The 14,685-nt window shown below is 44.3% G+C and carries 17 protein-coding genes; 13 read left to right on the top strand and 4 right to left on the bottom strand.

All coding sequences use genetic code 11. The annotated features are described in order from the left end of the window. The first annotated feature begins 2 nt into the window (after positions 1 to 2). The 3 genes from recN to spo0A all read left to right on the top strand — a co-directional run bounded on the left by recN (position 3) and on the right by spo0A (position 4,221). Positions 3 to 1,730: a DNA repair protein RecN gene (recN, locus tag A8708_RS02725; RefSeq protein WP_068661982.1), complete on the top strand. Its 1,728-nt coding sequence runs from the start codon at positions 3 to 5 to the stop codon at positions 1,728 to 1,730. A 118-nt stretch (positions 1,731 to 1,848) separates the two neighbouring features. Next, positions 1,849 to 3,189, top strand: a complete 1,341-nt coding sequence (gene spoIVB, locus A8708_RS02720) for a SpoIVB peptidase (RefSeq protein ID WP_068661981.1) — start codon at positions 1,849 to 1,851, stop codon at positions 3,187 to 3,189. A 234-nt stretch (positions 3,190 to 3,423) separates the two neighbouring features. Beyond that, complete coding sequence (gene spo0A, locus A8708_RS02715; RefSeq protein WP_068661980.1) at positions 3,424 to 4,221, top strand: sporulation transcription factor Spo0A; 798 nt, start codon at positions 3,424 to 3,426, stop codon at positions 4,219 to 4,221. 152 nt (positions 4,222 to 4,373) lie between these two features. Here the strand turns inward: spo0A and A8708_RS34660 are convergent, their stop codons facing one another. Continuing rightward, positions 4,374 to 4,466, bottom strand: coding sequence for a YjcZ family sporulation protein (locus A8708_RS34660; protein WP_082595420.1), 93 nt, complete (start codon positions 4,464 to 4,466; stop codon positions 4,374 to 4,376). A 244-nt stretch (positions 4,467 to 4,710) separates the two neighbouring features. Between A8708_RS34660 and A8708_RS02710 the strand changes: the two genes are divergently transcribed. The 3 genes from A8708_RS02710 (at position 4,711) to A8708_RS02700 (ending at position 6,602) form a co-directional block, all read left to right on the top strand. Next, positions 4,711 to 5,811, top strand: coding sequence for an MBL fold metallo-hydrolase (locus A8708_RS02710; RefSeq protein ID WP_068661979.1), 1,101 nt, complete (start codon positions 4,711 to 4,713; stop codon positions 5,809 to 5,811). Positions 5,812 to 5,901: 90 nt separating this feature from the next. Further along, positions 5,902 to 6,327: a hypothetical protein gene (locus tag A8708_RS02705; RefSeq protein ID WP_068661978.1), complete on the top strand. Its 426-nt coding sequence runs from the start codon at positions 5,902 to 5,904 to the stop codon at positions 6,325 to 6,327. A gap of 44 nt (positions 6,328 to 6,371) precedes the next feature. After that, a complete protein-coding gene (locus tag A8708_RS02700; protein WP_068661977.1) occupies positions 6,372 to 6,602 on the top strand; it encodes a hypothetical protein in 231 nt (76 codons plus the stop codon). 57 nt (positions 6,603 to 6,659) lie between these two features. Here A8708_RS02700 and A8708_RS02695 read toward each other — a convergent pair whose 3' ends face one another. Beyond that, positions 6,660 to 6,926 (bottom strand): hypothetical protein, encoded by a 267-nt coding sequence (locus A8708_RS02695; protein WP_068661976.1) that lies wholly within the window; start codon positions 6,924 to 6,926, stop codon positions 6,660 to 6,662. A gap of 145 nt (positions 6,927 to 7,071) precedes the next feature. Here A8708_RS02695 and A8708_RS02690 point away from each other — a divergent pair, with 145 nt between their 5' ends. From A8708_RS02690 to steA, 3 genes are all read left to right on the top strand, one after another. Then, the gene (locus A8708_RS02690; RefSeq protein ID WP_068661975.1) at positions 7,072 to 7,329 is read left to right on the top strand and encodes a hypothetical protein; all 258 of its coding nucleotides are present in this window, start codon (positions 7,072 to 7,074) and stop codon (positions 7,327 to 7,329) included. Between the two features lie 307 nt (positions 7,330 to 7,636). Further along, positions 7,637 to 7,816, top strand: coding sequence for a hypothetical protein (locus A8708_RS02685; RefSeq protein WP_068661974.1), 180 nt, complete (start codon positions 7,637 to 7,639; stop codon positions 7,814 to 7,816). Positions 7,817 to 8,015: 199 nt separating this feature from the next. Beyond that, positions 8,016 to 9,173: a putative cytokinetic ring protein SteA gene (steA, locus tag A8708_RS02680; protein WP_068661973.1), complete on the top strand. Its 1,158-nt coding sequence runs from the start codon at positions 8,016 to 8,018 to the stop codon at positions 9,171 to 9,173. A 38-nt stretch (positions 9,174 to 9,211) separates the two neighbouring features. On the opposite strand, the gene A8708_RS02675 is transcribed toward steA, so the two are convergent. Then, positions 9,212 to 9,475, bottom strand: a complete 264-nt coding sequence (locus tag A8708_RS02675) for a DUF2627 domain-containing protein (protein ID WP_068661972.1) — start codon at positions 9,473 to 9,475, stop codon at positions 9,212 to 9,214. Between the two features lie 175 nt (positions 9,476 to 9,650). Between A8708_RS02675 and lpdA the strand changes: the two genes are divergently transcribed. The 4 genes from lpdA to A8708_RS02655 all read left to right on the top strand — a co-directional run bounded on the left by lpdA (position 9,651) and on the right by A8708_RS02655 (position 14,561). Beyond that, positions 9,651 to 11,075, top strand: a complete 1,425-nt coding sequence (gene lpdA, locus A8708_RS02670; RefSeq protein ID WP_068661971.1) for a dihydrolipoyl dehydrogenase — start codon at positions 9,651 to 9,653, stop codon at positions 11,073 to 11,075. A 109-nt stretch (positions 11,076 to 11,184) separates the two neighbouring features. Continuing rightward, positions 11,185 to 12,195, top strand: coding sequence for a thiamine pyrophosphate-dependent dehydrogenase E1 component subunit alpha (locus tag A8708_RS02665; RefSeq protein WP_068661970.1), 1,011 nt, complete (start codon positions 11,185 to 11,187; stop codon positions 12,193 to 12,195). 2 nt (positions 12,196 to 12,197) lie between these two features. After that, positions 12,198 to 13,178: an alpha-ketoacid dehydrogenase subunit beta gene (locus A8708_RS02660; protein WP_068661969.1), complete on the top strand. Its 981-nt coding sequence runs from the start codon at positions 12,198 to 12,200 to the stop codon at positions 13,176 to 13,178. Positions 13,179 to 13,229: 51 nt separating this feature from the next. After that, positions 13,230 to 14,561, top strand: coding sequence for a dihydrolipoamide acetyltransferase family protein (locus tag A8708_RS02655; protein WP_068661968.1), 1,332 nt, complete (start codon positions 13,230 to 13,232; stop codon positions 14,559 to 14,561). Between the two features lie 4 nt (positions 14,562 to 14,565). Here A8708_RS02655 and prli42 read toward each other — a convergent pair whose 3' ends face one another. Next, positions 14,566 to 14,670, bottom strand: coding sequence for a stressosome-associated protein Prli42 (gene prli42, locus A8708_RS35205; protein WP_157256922.1), 105 nt, complete (start codon positions 14,668 to 14,670; stop codon positions 14,566 to 14,568). Positions 14,671 to 14,685 lie beyond the last annotated feature (15 nt).

Genomic DNA, 14,685 nt, shown 5'->3' with positions numbered 1-14,685 from the left:
TCATGCTTACAGAACTTTCAATTCGCAATTTAGCCGTTATTGAACATGTACATATTCGGTTTAAAGCAGGTTTTCATGTCCTTACAGGGGAAACTGGCGCTGGGAAATCGATTATCATAGATGCGTTAACATTAATTGTCGGTGGGAGAGGCTCTTCGGAATTAGTTCGATATGGTGCAGATAAAGCTGAGATTGAAGCCATGTTCGACTTGCCTGCTTCTCATCCGGTTTGGCATACGCTTACAGAGTTTGGGATTGAATCGGATGCTTCCGAGCATCTGATCATTCGTCGTGAAATTACGGCGACAGGCAAGAGTTCAAGTCGAATCAATGGGCAGCTTGTGAATATGACGATGCTCCGTAAGACAGGGGAGTGGCTCGTTAATATCCATGGCCAGCATGAACATCAATCTCTGCTTCATGTGGACGAGCACATTCATTCACTGGATTTGTTCGGGGATGACGAAATCGCGTCGGCGAAAAAGACGTATCAAGCTAGCTATGATCAGTATATGAAGCTCCAGAAAGAACTGAATGATCTTCAAGAAACGAGCAAGCAGGCGCTGCAAATGTTAGATCTATATCGGTTTCAAATTGAAGAGATATCGTCAGCTAAGCTGAAATTAGGCGAAGATGAATCCTTGGCGGAGGAGAAGCGCAAATTAGCGAATGCCGAGAAATTGTATCAAAGCTCGTCTGAAGCTTATGATTTTCTCTATGCGACGAATCGAGGACTCGACGCTGCTGGCAAGGCCGTATCCCGACTTCAGGATATCGTTCAACTTGACCCTACGAATTTGACGCCGATTCTTGAGCAAGCGCAATCCGCGTTTTATCAATTAGAAGATGCCGCGTACCAAATTAGAGATTATCGCGACAGTATTGAATTCAATTCTTCACGTCTAGATTTCATTGAACAAAGATTAGATACCATTACGTCTCTGCGTCGAAAATATGGAGAGAATATTAAAGAGATTCTTGCTTACTTAGAGAAGATCAAGAATGAAGTCGATACGATTGAAAATAAAGATGAAATTATTCGTAAATTAGAAGAGAAGCTAGTACTAGCAGAGAAACAAATCGGTATTCATGCTCTAGACCTGTCAAATCTGCGCAAGGGCATCGCAAGTGATCTTTCTGCGCAAATCGAACATGAATTACGTGATCTCCAAATGGAACGAACACAGTTCCGAGTTCAGATCGCTCATATTATCGATGACCGCGGTGTCGAGGTGGACGGTAACAAGGTTCGCTTCTCCAGACAAGGAATTGACCAGGTTGAGTTCCTTATGGCACCTAACCCAGGGGAACCGCTGCGTGGATTAAGTAAAATAGCTTCGGGTGGAGAGCTCTCCCGTATTATGCTCGCAATGAAGGCGATATTTGCACGAATTGACCAAATTCCGGTTCTCGTATTTGATGAGGTGGATACCGGGGTAAGTGGACGAGCGGCACAAGCGATTGCTGAGAAAATGTCCGTTCTTTCGCAAAGTTGTCAAGTCTTCTCCATAACGCATTTACCGCAAGTTGCAAGCTTTGCAGATGTTCATTTCTATATTCGGAAAGAAGTGGATCAAGAGCGGACGTTTACGCGTGTTCAAGATATGCCAGATGCTGGCCGTATTGAAGAGCTGGCGAGGATGCTTGGCGGTGTTGAAGTGACAGAAACTACGCTTCATCATGCCGGAGAAATGCTTACCATGGCAAAAAATAAGAAAGCAAGGGTATGAAAGTATAGATAGTCATCATTTGCTGTTATAAAAGAAGGGGACTGGGGTTAACTTATAGGTACGCAATTGACGAGGAGATTCGTCAGGGCTCAAGGAATTATGAAGGAGCGTGTTGATAGTGCAATCCAACAAAAGAAAAAGATTGTTCGGACTCTTGCTCGTCTTCTTCGTTTGCTTGGTCAGTATGTCCCCGCCTTTTCAGAGCTTCGCCTCCTTTCCACAAGAACTCCGCTTATTTAGCGGCCAAGGGAAGCAGCTTCAATTAACGATGCCGGTCAGTGCCCAGGTTACGGTCAAGGATACGGATATTGTGAAGGTAAATGGCAACGCCAAGCACTCATTTCAAGTTAATTTGAATGAACCTATCTCTCTGCAATCCGACCATTCTGGGCAAACGGAAATGAAGCTCAAGCTGTTCGGAGCCATTCCAATCAAGACTGTCAAAGTGAATGTCGTACCTGATTTAAAAGTGATCCCAGGGGGCCAAACGATCGGCGTGAAAATAAAGTCTGCCGGTATTCTGGTCGTAGGTCACCATCTTGTGACTGTTGCCTCTGAGCAAAAAGTTTCACCCGGGGAAGAAGCGAAGATTCAAGTTGGCGATTTAATTACCAAAATTAATGGCAAGGATTCGAAGGATGTTAGTAAGGTCGCAGAGCTGGTGGCCAAATCAGGCGAGAGCAAGAATCCCCTTGTTCTGCAAATTTTAAGAAACAATCAAGAACTTGTTGTGAAGCTGCAACCTGTGTATGACGTCGTAGATAAGTCTTATCGCCTAGGTCTGTACATTCGTGACTCAGCGGCAGGTGTAGGGACACTAACCTTCTATGCACCTGATCAAGGCGTCTACGGAGCTCTGGGACATGTTATAACTGACATGGATACCCAGACACCCATTATTGTAGGCGATGGCGACATTGTCTATTCCAATGTGACGTCGATTTCCAAAAGCCACAATGGAGATCCTGGTGAAAAGCATGCTACCCTCTATAAGGACAGCAAGGTGATCGGGAATATTGAACGGAATACGGCTTTCGGAATTTTCGGGAAAATGTATGGAGCACCAGACCACAGCTTAGATAAAGAAGCGATTCCTGTTGCCTTTGCTGAAGAAGTGAAAGAAGGACCTGCCCAAATCTATACCGTACTGGAAGGTCAAAAGGTTGAGAAATTTGATATCCAAGTGGTACATGTATCCAAACAAGATGTACCGGGTACGAAGGGTATGGTTATCAAAATTACGGATCCCCGCTTGTTAGATAAAACGGGCGGCATTGTGCAAGGGATGAGTGGTTCTCCTATTATTCAGAACGGAAAATTGATTGGAGCTGTCACACACGTATTCGTGAATGATCCGACCAGCGGTTATGGCTGCTTTATCGAGTGGATGCTTCAGGACTCTGGCATTATCCTTCGCCCGACTGCAGGGAACACAGACAAAGAACTAAAGGTGAGTTAATTGCCTTTAGTTCTTTGTTTCATTTTAATATCATTTTATGGAAAAATAGCGAGTTTAGTGTCTTCGTGTCGAAAAATGTTGGATATCGAAGATAAATATTTTATTATATAAGAAAGTCAAACAAAAGAAAAGAAAAATAATATTCGACAGAAGGATTTTAAAAAGAGCTGTCGAATAGCTTTACATAAGAGAGATAAATACCAACTTGTTTAGTAGCTAAAGGAGGAAATTCAGTTGCAAAAAATTCAGGTATTACTTGCAGACGATAACCGAGAATTCACCCATTTATTATCAGAGTTCATTGGTGAGCAAGAGGATATGGAAATTATGGGTGTTGCCTACAATGGTAACGAGGTTCTTCGTTTTCTAGAACAACAGCGTGAGATGCCCGATGTTCTCATTCTAGATATTATTATGCCTCATCTGGATGGACTAGGTGTTCTTGAAAAAATGCGAGAAATGAATCTTCCTTCTCAGCCCAAAATCATTATGCTTACGGCATTCGGACAAGAAAATATTACACAAAAAGCCGTGCAACTTGGCGCTTCTTACTACATTTTAAAACCATTTGATATGGAAACCCTTACGAATCGTATTCGTCAGCTGGCAGGTAATCCTACGACATCGACGACGACTTCCTCAACACCGCGTGCGAATGTCGTACATATGCCGAAAGGTAAAAATTTGGATGCCAATATTACGAGCATTATTCATGAAATTGGCGTACCCGCGCATATTAAAGGTTATCAATATTTACGTGAAGCCATCACGATGGTGTACAACAATATTGAAATTCTAGGCGCGATCACCAAGACACTTTACCCAGCAATTGCTGAAAAATACAAAACGACGCCGAGCCGCGTCGAACGTGCGATTCGTCACGCGATTGAAGTCGCTTGGACGCGCGGCAACATCGACAGCATTTCCTTTATTTTCGGCTATACGATTAATATCTCGAAATCCAAACCCACAAACTCCGAGTTCATTGCGATGGTGGCAGATAAGCTTAGAATCGAACATAAAGTTTCTTGAGAGGGTTAGGAGCTTTATAATATATATGAGATCAAGATCAAGGACGCTCTTATTGGGGCGTTCTTTTTCATTTTATTGTAGTGGTATGACGGAGAAGAGAAGCAGAAAAACTACCTAGACAGTCTAGGTAGTCCTTCTGTATTAGTTTTGTATTACCAAACAAATGCGCTAGTGATAATAACCAACAAGATGAAAAGTACCAAAACAGCTGCAGCAGAAGTACCATACCCAGTTCCACAACTCATTCGAATCAACCTCCAATGGATATTTGGTTTGTGTTTCGAGATAGCTTATGACTATTTCTGAGGAATGTTTGGGCGAACCGACTGATTGTGCTCCTGTCCCTGTCCCTTGAAATAAATTTGCAGGCAGGAAGGCGCGATGTGAAAAATGGAACCAAAGGAGGCGTTGTTACGTTATTACATCCTAGCTTATTCGTTTGTTCTGGATAAACGTGTCAGCTGAATTAGAAGCATGGAGGCAATGAGAATGTTAGTGGCGATAGTAATTATTGTAATTTTGATAGGTGTGTATGTCCTCTTTATGAACACGTATCCGGTATTCGGTCGCAGACCGTCCCAAGTTGATATTCAAAGGTTTGGTAAGTCTCCCCAATATGCGCATAACAAGTTCGAAAATCCAGTCCCAGCCATGATGAACATGAACTTTGGCACGACGCTAGGGATTTTGCGCGATATGATCAAAGGAAGCCCCTACCGACGGCCCAAGGCCCCATTACCCATGGAGAAGCCTCGGTTTAACGTGAATGGGGATACGACGGTTACTTGGTTCGGTCACTCAGCTAGCTTGATTACTATCGATGGGAAAGCTTTGCTGCTTGATCCGATGTTTGGAAGAATGCCTTCCCCCTTTCCATGGGTAGGAAAAAACAGATACAGCGGTGGCATTCCGTTTGATATTGCAGAGCTGCCGCAGATTGATGCAGTCATTTTATCCCACGATCATTATGATCATTTGGACTATGGTTCGATTATGAAAATCAAACACAAAGTGAAACGGTTTATTGTTCCGTTAGGTGTAGGCGCTCATTTAATCCGCTGGGGAGTTCCAGCAGCTGCGATTGAGGAGCATGATTGGTGGGAGGACGTGTCATTCGAAGGACTTGAGTTGGCTTGTACACCTGCCAATCATTTCTCTGGACGTAGCACGAATGATCGTGGGGCGACTTTATGGTGCTCTTGGGTCATCAAAGGAAAGAACGCTAGCATATTCTTTAGTGGCGACAGTGGGTACACTTCTCATTTTAAGGAAATTGGAGATAAATATGGGCCTTTCGATCTGACCTTGATGGAATGTGGGCAATATGATGAGCGTTGGGCGGATATTCACTTGATGCCAGAAGAAACTGTTCAAGCACATCTGGATGTGAGAGGGAAAGTGATGCTTCCAATCCACTGGGGTGCATTTACCTTAGCCATTCATGATTGGAACGATCCTGTGACACGTGCCGCAAAAGCCGCGGAGGCCAAAGGGGTTAAAATGGTGACACCACCTATTGGACAGACCATTATTGTAAAGGACTCTGATGTACAGTCCTATCCCAAAGCAAATTGGTGGGCATTGCCATAGTTCTAACTGAACTAGCTAGTAGGGATTTCACATGGTATTATGGTTAAGTTGAAAGAATAGTCAGATGTGAGCAGGAGAGAAGAAGAGTCTATGTCGGAACAAAAAAGTGAACGCAAATTTCATTTTCTAGCCGTTGTGCTGGGAATAGCAATTGATAATATCGGGACGATGTTATCGTCAGGGATTATTGGTAGTCTCTACTTTGCTAACCGCCCGTTGGAAGATCAAGATATCAATGCGATTTATACAAATGGGGCTCTATTACTATTATTTCTGGTCGTTGGTTTGTTCTGGACGTTCCTTGGCAGTTATTTCACCGCGAAGGTTGCCAAACGAGGAGAACTATTCAATGCAGCGATCATTGGGGTCATTGGGGCTGGGATTGGATTTGACTCGATACTAACGCAAGATATCATCCCATTGTGGTATGAATTGATAGGTTTAGTTGCTATCGTACCGGTATCGCTTCTAGGTGGATATCTGGCATTGAAGAGGAAAAAGACCTCACAATCCTAATCGCGTGATTAGAACTACAAAGAATGTGATTTGGAGGTGGGCGTATGCCTAAGTTCGCGAATGAGAGCGAGGAAGCGACGGCATTTCTACGCAAACAAACAGGTAGCAGTCAGTTGGTGTGCTACACTTATATTGATGCAGAGCGTAGCGCGGATAGTTTTTTCATTGTGAAGACCACCAATAAAGTCATACAAGTTTCCTTTGAGGAGATCACCTATGATCCAAGAAATTATCAGAGCTTACTAGACGGTCTCTACCGAGTTATCTACGAATAAGTGATGATAAAAACAAGAACCCCCCTAGCAGATGTGGCTAAGGGGGGTTCTATGTGTTTACTTAATGAACGTCAAAGCCTGATCAGCGATGGAGTACTTATAACGATCAAGACAATTGCATAAGTAGTCTTTGCGGCAAATTGGGCAAGGTTCTTTCATTAAACGGTTCAAATCCGTTACGCGGCCGATGCCAGTTTCAGCATCTCTTTCAAAGAAAAGACGGCATTTGTTACGGTCTTTCAAGGAAACGACAACCTCGAAAAGTCCGTTCTTTTTATTATCACTCACTATTGTTGCATCAACTACTTGCGGATCGTAGGCCATATGTTATTTCCTCCTAAGAGTTTGCTCAGCTAGACATTCTACATCGCAAATTCATAAATTAACATGCTTTTCTCTTTGTTTGCTCAGTTGCATTAGTATATTATATAAATAAAAAAGATTTTATTCAATAGGAGGTCATCTGGACATGATCATGGACTATTGTGAACAAGAAATTTCGGAGGGTCAAACATACATTCATATCGGATTACAGTTTGAGGATGAGCCTGATTCTTTATACGTGGCAGAGCTTGAAGTTGACGAACAAGGCGTTGTTAAACTCTGGCATTTATTCTTCAATGGGTTCGATTGCAAATATCAGTTTCGCCCATCCGAGAAAGAAGAAATGATTCATTACGCGGCTTTACAAGGGATTACTATTCGAGAAGCAGATGGCGTAAAATGACAAAAGGAATTATCGCCATGTTCACTATGGTTCAAATTCCTTGATTTGTGTTTATTCTGTTGTTTGTTTTGAAGCTCTACTCGTGTTGGTGTTGTTCGGGTTACTGGGTTCGTACCGTGCCAGAGCAACCGCTGCATCAAAGGATCCAGCTTGCCTTCACGTATTTGGCGTTGGCGCAATTTCTGAGCATGTGATCGAGACATTGTAATTCCTCTTTTCATATGAAGTATGTGTATAGTTCTATTGTAACAGGTGATGCCTAAGAGGCAATGGAAAGTTTAGTTGATAATGAAAAAGGGTGAACAAGATGCGCATTCAAATTCAGTTAGCGATAGATGGTGAAACGAAGAAAACCGACGTTCTCGAAATTGCCGAGCATAAACTAGGTGAAATGACAGACGATGAGATTGAGCAAGCGATCGAAGTGAAAATTCGAACATGGGTAGATCGGATGGTTCAAGTGGAGTGGGAAGTTCTTGATGAGTAGTCATAAAACGGCTCCGTAAGGACAATTTGGCCTAATACTTCGTCTGCGCTCATGTTTAGCTCCATCGATGTCCTCTCCTTTCCTTACGAATATTAACCAATGCTTGCCATCCCTAGCTTGAAATATACATAGAATTTAGTGGGTTCGGGTAAATTAGATAGGCCATGAGACTTACGTTAGGAAAGCTAGGTGTCTAACCATGAATTGGTCATCTTTATCTTTATTTACTGCGAAGCCTAATCTCATTTGCAAAGGGAAAATAGCAAAACTAGCAGGTTCCATTGAAATAGATGAGGGGCTTAAGAGTGCTCGAATTCTCGTACTGCTGAAGGGAGATATCGAGGAAGAACACGTGCAAGAACTGTTGAATCGAAGAGTGAAAGCGATCGTACATTGCGGGCAAGTTATGAGTGGTATGTTTCCGACGGAAGGTCCATTATTACTATTGCAGCACGATATCCCCATTATGGAAGTGGATGCTGTTCATGCTGATATCTTTCTAAACGAATCAGAAATAATAATCTATCATGATAGGATCCAAGCTGGATGTCAATCGATCTCATGCAAATCATTTACCAGAGAAGATTGGCTGCTTGCCCAAAAGATGGCTAATGACTATGCCAGTGAGCGATGGGATCCCTTTATTGAACGCACGTTGGCATTTGCTATGCGCGAGAAGCAAGCTGTTAGAGAGTCTCTGCCGTATTTGCCGCTGCGCACGCAATTCACGGGTAGACATATTTTAGTCGTCTCTGATGGAAAAGGGTATAGGAAGGATTTGCAAGCTGCTAGTGGATTTATAGCGGCGTTCAAACCGGTATTACTCGGCGTAGGTGCAGGGGCAGATGCGCTATTGATAGACGGTTATCATCCGGATGTAATTGTTAGTGATGCAGGTCAAATTACGAATCGGATGTGGAAGAGTGGTGCCGAAATTATTGTCCACACCTACCCTGATCCTCAAGGAGTTCGTGATAATGAATCGTCTGCCGGCTTGAGCGGCCCTCATCATCTCTTGCCTTGTATTGGAAATAGTGAGGATGCCGCTTTATTGTTAGCCTATGAAAAGGGTGGAGAATGGCTTGTTACCGTGGGTGTGCGATCGTATATGAGTGACTTTGTGACCAAAGGCTTAGCCAATATGGGGAGTGCATTGCTTGTTCGAATGAAAATTGGCGCTCGCCTCGTAGATATCAAAAGCTTACAAGCGTTAACTCAGCAACCAACAGGGTGGCGAAGAGAAGCGCTCTCTACAATTGGCCTATCCTGTGTATTCATAGGTTTGAGTCTCTTCCAGCTGCACTGGATACTGAAACGAGCGAGCCATGCTGTATGGAAGCTTGTTGGCATAGAATGAAGGGTGTACAAAATAAAAGACCGGACACTTTGTCCGGTCTATTTGTTGCGTTTGGGTTTGAATCGTGGAGCCAAATAGTTCCGTTTACGATCTCGAAAGAAGGTCCATCCGCCGATAAAGGCTACTCCAATCAGAAATAGTACTAAGCCCAAAAAGAATTTTCCCCATAACATACCGCTATTAGCAACTGTATCAAACTGAGCAAAAAAGGCATCTTTCATAGCAAGAAAACCATAAGTTGCAGTTACGCCAGGAATAACGAGAAGGAGAATAGCAACAAAACGATAAAAGGGTGCTTTCATAGTAATTAGTAACTCCTTATAAGACATGAAACATGTTTTATATCATCATAACCCGAAACCGCAAGCGTGTCTAATTCAGAAATAAGACTATGACTTCGATCCCAAAAAAGGGTAATATAAGAGAGACGCACATATACATATAACAAGGAATTGTTTCATAGGAGGCTAACACTGCATGAGTGAACATAGATATGATGTAGTAGTATTAGGTGGCGGAATTGGCGGTTACACAGCTGCGATTCGTGCTGCACAGCTTGGAAAGACAGTGGCGATTGTTGAACGTGACAAAATGGGTGGTACCTGCTTGCATCAGGGTTGTATCCCAAGTAAAGCCTTGCTTAGAAGCGCTGAAGTGTATGCCGCGATGAAGCATAGTGAGGATTATGGCATCACGGCGCAAGCGGTCTCGTTGAATTTTGATGGAGTTCTTGGACGAAAGCAACGAATTGTCGATCAACTGCATCAAGGACTTCAATTTCTGATGAAAAAAAATAAAATTACCATTCACTATGGGAATGGTCGGATTATCGGACCTTCCATTTTTTCACCACGCAGCGGTGCTGTTTCGGTTGAGAAGGAGGATGGCGATATTGAAACACTCCTTTCGAGTAATTTAATTATTGCAACGGGCTCTAGACCACGCAGCTTGCCAGGTTTAGAGATTGACGGAATTAACATCATCACAAGCGAAGATGCTTTGCGGATGGAGAACTTGCCGAAATCAATCATCATTGTTGGCGGTGGTGTCATTGGTGTTGAATGGGCTTCAATGTTAAGCGATTTTGGTGTAAAGGTAACGATTGTCGAAGTCGACAAACGGTTAGTAAATCTTGAAGACGAAGATGTGTCAAAAGAGTTAGAGCGATTATTCAAGAAACGCGGGATTACATTAGAAACGGGCACGAAGTTAATTCCGGATTCAGTGAAAGTGACAGATGGCGTGGTAACGATGCAAGTGGACAAGCAGGGTGAGTTACATGAGTTATCCGCAGAACGCGTGCTCGTATCGGTTGGTCGCGTGGCGAATGTAGAAGGGATAGGTTTAGAGAATACCGATATCAAAATTGATAGAGGTGTTATTCGTGTGAATCGATATATGCAAACCACTGAATCCCACATCTACGCAGTTGGTGATGTCATCGGCGGACTGATGCTGGCGCACATGGCGGGTCATGAGGGAATTCTGGCAGCGGAACATATTGCCGGACATCAGCCGGAGGAACTTCAGACACACCTCGTTTCCAAATGTACCTATACAAGACCTGAAATTGCGAGTGTTGGTTGGACCCAGCAGCAGGCAATTGACCAAGGTCGACAAGTGAAAGTTGGTAAATTTAGTTTCAAGGGAATAGGGAAAGCTCTAGTTTATGGCGATTCTGATGGTTTTGTGAAAGTCATTGCAGATAAAGAGACGAATGACATTCTCGGGGTTCACATGATTGGCCCTCAAGTAACTAACAGCATTACTGAAGCAGCGCTAGCCCAGATGTTGAATGCAACGCCGTGGGAAGTTGGACAGACCATCCATCCCCATCCAACACTTTCGGAGGCACTAGGCGAAGCGATGCTGGCTGTGGATGGCATTGCAATTAGCGGATAAAAATTGTAATCATAAACGTTTGCGTTTATAATATGCTTATAGAGTCAAGTACTAGGACCAGGTATTAAGTTTTTAGTAGCCATTACATCTCACTAAGGAGGCAAACTCCATGTCCATTGGTCAGCTATATAAGCACAGAAGTTTAGGATTATCCGATGATGATGCCGTACGTATGTATACGGTTATGAGCCTTGCAACGAGATTTGACGAGAGAGCATTCATGCTGCAACGCGCAGGTAAAATTCCGTTTCACGTTTCAGGTATGGGACAATATGCCGGACAAGTTGGTATGGCTTTTGCGATGCAGAGTCAGAAGGACTATTTCTTACCTTATTACCGTGATTATGCTTTCGTCTTGTCGGTTGGAATGACGGTAAAAGATCTCATGCTCGCGATTTTCTGTAAAGCGGAAGATGTGAACAGCGGTGGTAGACAGATGGCAGGTCACTTCGGCGATCGTAAAAATCATATCGTAACAGCATCCTCCCCGGTTACTACACAAGTTCCACATGCAGCGGGGATTGCTCTTGCAGCGAAGATGAAGAGGCAAGATTTCGTTACCTTCGTTTCATTCGGCGAAGGCTCCAGTAACCAAGGAGATTTCCATGAGGGTTGCAACTTTGCAGGCGTACATAAGCTGCCGGTTATCTTCGTTTGTGAAAATAATCAATATGCGATTTCAGTGCCCATTCATAAGCAGGTGGCAGGCAAAATCGCGGATCGTGCGATAGGATACGGTTTCCCAGGTGTTCAAGTTGATGGCACCGATGTCTTGGAAATGTACCGTGTAACGAAAGAAGCAAGAGAGAGAGCTCTACGTGGGGAAGGTCCAACTTTGATCGAGATGATGTGCTACCGCATTATGCCTCACTCCACGTCTGATGACGATATGCTGTACCGTACGAAGGAAGAAGTCGAAGAGAATCGTAAGAAGGATGGCATCTTGAAATTTAAGGAATATCTCATCGCTTGTGAGCTATGGAGCGAAGAGCAAGACCTAGAGCTTCAAGATCGTCAAAAGCAAGAAGTCAATGAAGCAACGAAGTATGCTGATCTTGCCCCTTATCCGAAGCCGGAAGATACGCTTCTTCATGTTTACGCGGAAGGAGATGGCAAATAGAGATGGCTGTTATAACATATTTGGAAGCAATCCGTTCTGCGATGCAGGAGGAAATGCAGCAGGACGACAATGTATTCGTCTTAGGTGAGGACGTAGGGAAAGGCGGCGTTCTTAACACGACCAAAGGGCTTCGCGATCTCTTTGGCGAAGAACGCGTGATGGACACGCCTCTTGCTGAATCGGCCATTGTTGGTGTAGCCATCGGCGCAGCGATGTACGGGATGAAGCCGATCGCTGAAATTCAATTTGCCGATTTTATTTTCCCGGCAACGAATCAAATCTTGAGCGAAGCCGCGAAGATTCGCTATCGTTCGAACAACGACTGGAGCTGCCCGATCGTTATTCGCGCTCCTTATGGCGCAACTGGCGCTGGTGCTCTCTACCATTCACAATGTCCAGAATCGGTGTTCTTCGGTACGCCAGGACTCAAAATCGTCGCACCATCGAATCCATATGATGCGAAGGGCCTGCTTAAAGCGGCAATCCGCGATGGCGATCCTGTGCTGTATTTTGAACATAAGAAATGCTACTTGGCATTATCAGCCGACGTTCCAGAAGAAGACTACATCGTACCGATCGGCCAAGCGGATGTGAAGCGACAAGGTACGGATATTACCGTCATCGCTTATGGCATGGTTGTTAATTATGTGCTTCAAGCTGCTGAGGAGCTGGCTAAGGAAGGAATCTCGGCCCATGTTCTAGATTTGCGTACCTTGCAGCCACTCGATCGCAATGCCATCCTAGAAGCCGCTAGAAAAACAGGTAAAGTGCTCATAACCCATGAGGACAATAAGACCGGTGGTGTCGGCGCAGAAGTATCAGCGATTATTGCAGAAGAACTGCTATTTGAGCTAGACGCGCCAATCGCAAGATTATGCGGTCCTGATGTTCCTGCCGTTGCTAGTAATCCTCCGATGGAGAAGTTTTTCCTGCTCAATGCGGATAAGTTGAAGGATGCTATGCGTCAGCTTGCTTTATTCTAGATGGATCACTGTTCTTATCGTTGATCTTTTCCGAAATTAGGAGGTACTCGTATGAACCAAACCGGCCGCCTTACCGAGGTCACGGTTCCGCATTTGGCGGAAAGTCTCGTTGAGGCTACAATCGGCAAATGGCTGAAGAAGCCAGGCGATTATATTGAACAATATGACGTTCTTTGTGAGCTATTCACGGAGAAAGTAAATACAGAAATGCCTAGTCCCATTGAGGGCAAACTCATTAAAATTATTGTCGGTGATGGTGAAACGGCTGCAGTAGGCGAAGCGATCTGTGTCATTGAGGAGCCTGCTGGCTCTTCAGAGGCAGCTTCGGCAGCGCCTATCTCTTTCACAGCAGATACAGCTTCTGCTTCCGATGACGGGGATCAAAGCATGCGTGGCCGCTTCTCGCCAGCAGTTCACCGACTTGCACAAGACAACCGTGTCGATTTGTCTCGTGTTCCAGGGACCGGTCTTGGCGGACGTATTACGCGTAAGGATGTAGAGACCTACATCGCATCTGGCGGGGCTAACGCGGCACCTGTGGCTGTTCAAGCAGTACCAGCTGTCACACTTCCACCTGTTGCCCCAGAAGAGCCTACAAGCCAGCCTGTTCGCAGCTCGGGGATCCATCTATCAGCGAGTCCACAAACGCCGCTGATTGAAGCAGAAGGTCATAATCAGGATACTCGAAATGAGCATCTCATTGATGTAACGCCTATGCGTAATGCGATAGCTACGAAGATGCGTCAAAGCGTTACTGAAATTCCACACGCTTGGACTATGATTGAAGTGGATGTAACGAACTTAGTGGTCTTGCGCAACAAGGTAAAGGATGAGTTCATGCGCCGCGAGGGCATCAACTTAACGTACCTTGCCTTTATGCTGAAAGCGGTCGTCAACGCGATCAAGGATTATCCGATTATTAATTCCGTGTGGGCGGTAGATAAAATCATCGTGAAACGCGATATTAATATTTCCTTATCCGTGGGTACAGAAGATTCCGTAATGACGCCAGTGATTAAGAAGGCAGATCAGAAGAACATCGCAGGACTTGCAAGAGAGATTGATGAGTTGACGAAGAAAACACGTGCGGGGAAACTCGCGCTCACAGATATGGTTGGCGGGACATTTACCGTTAATAATACAGGCTCCTTCGGTTCGATTCTGTCGTATCCAATCATTAACTACCCGCAAGCGGCGATTGTTACATTCGAATCGATCGTGAAGAAGCCTGTTGTGATTCAAGATATGATAGCGGTGCGTTCCATGGTTAACCTTTGTTTATCGCTCGATCACAGGATTCTAGATGGTGTGATCTGTGGACGGTTCCTACAACGAGTGAAAGAAAATCTTGAAAGCTACAACGCGGATACTAAAATTTACTAATGGGTTATGATGTGAAAAATAATCCGGCTGTAAACAATAAACTGGATAACAGCATTACGAATAGCATAATGTAAATAACGACTTTAAACCATTTCTTATTCTGTAGCAACGGGATTCACTCCTT

Source organism: Paenibacillus oryzisoli, assembly GCF_001653565.1.
GTDB classification, from domain to species: Bacteria; Bacillota; Bacilli; order Paenibacillales; family NBRC-103111; genus Paenibacillus_E; species Paenibacillus_E oryzisoli.
The sequence above is the reverse complement of the archived record's forward strand: the minus strand, read 5'-3'. Positions and strand labels throughout refer to the sequence as shown.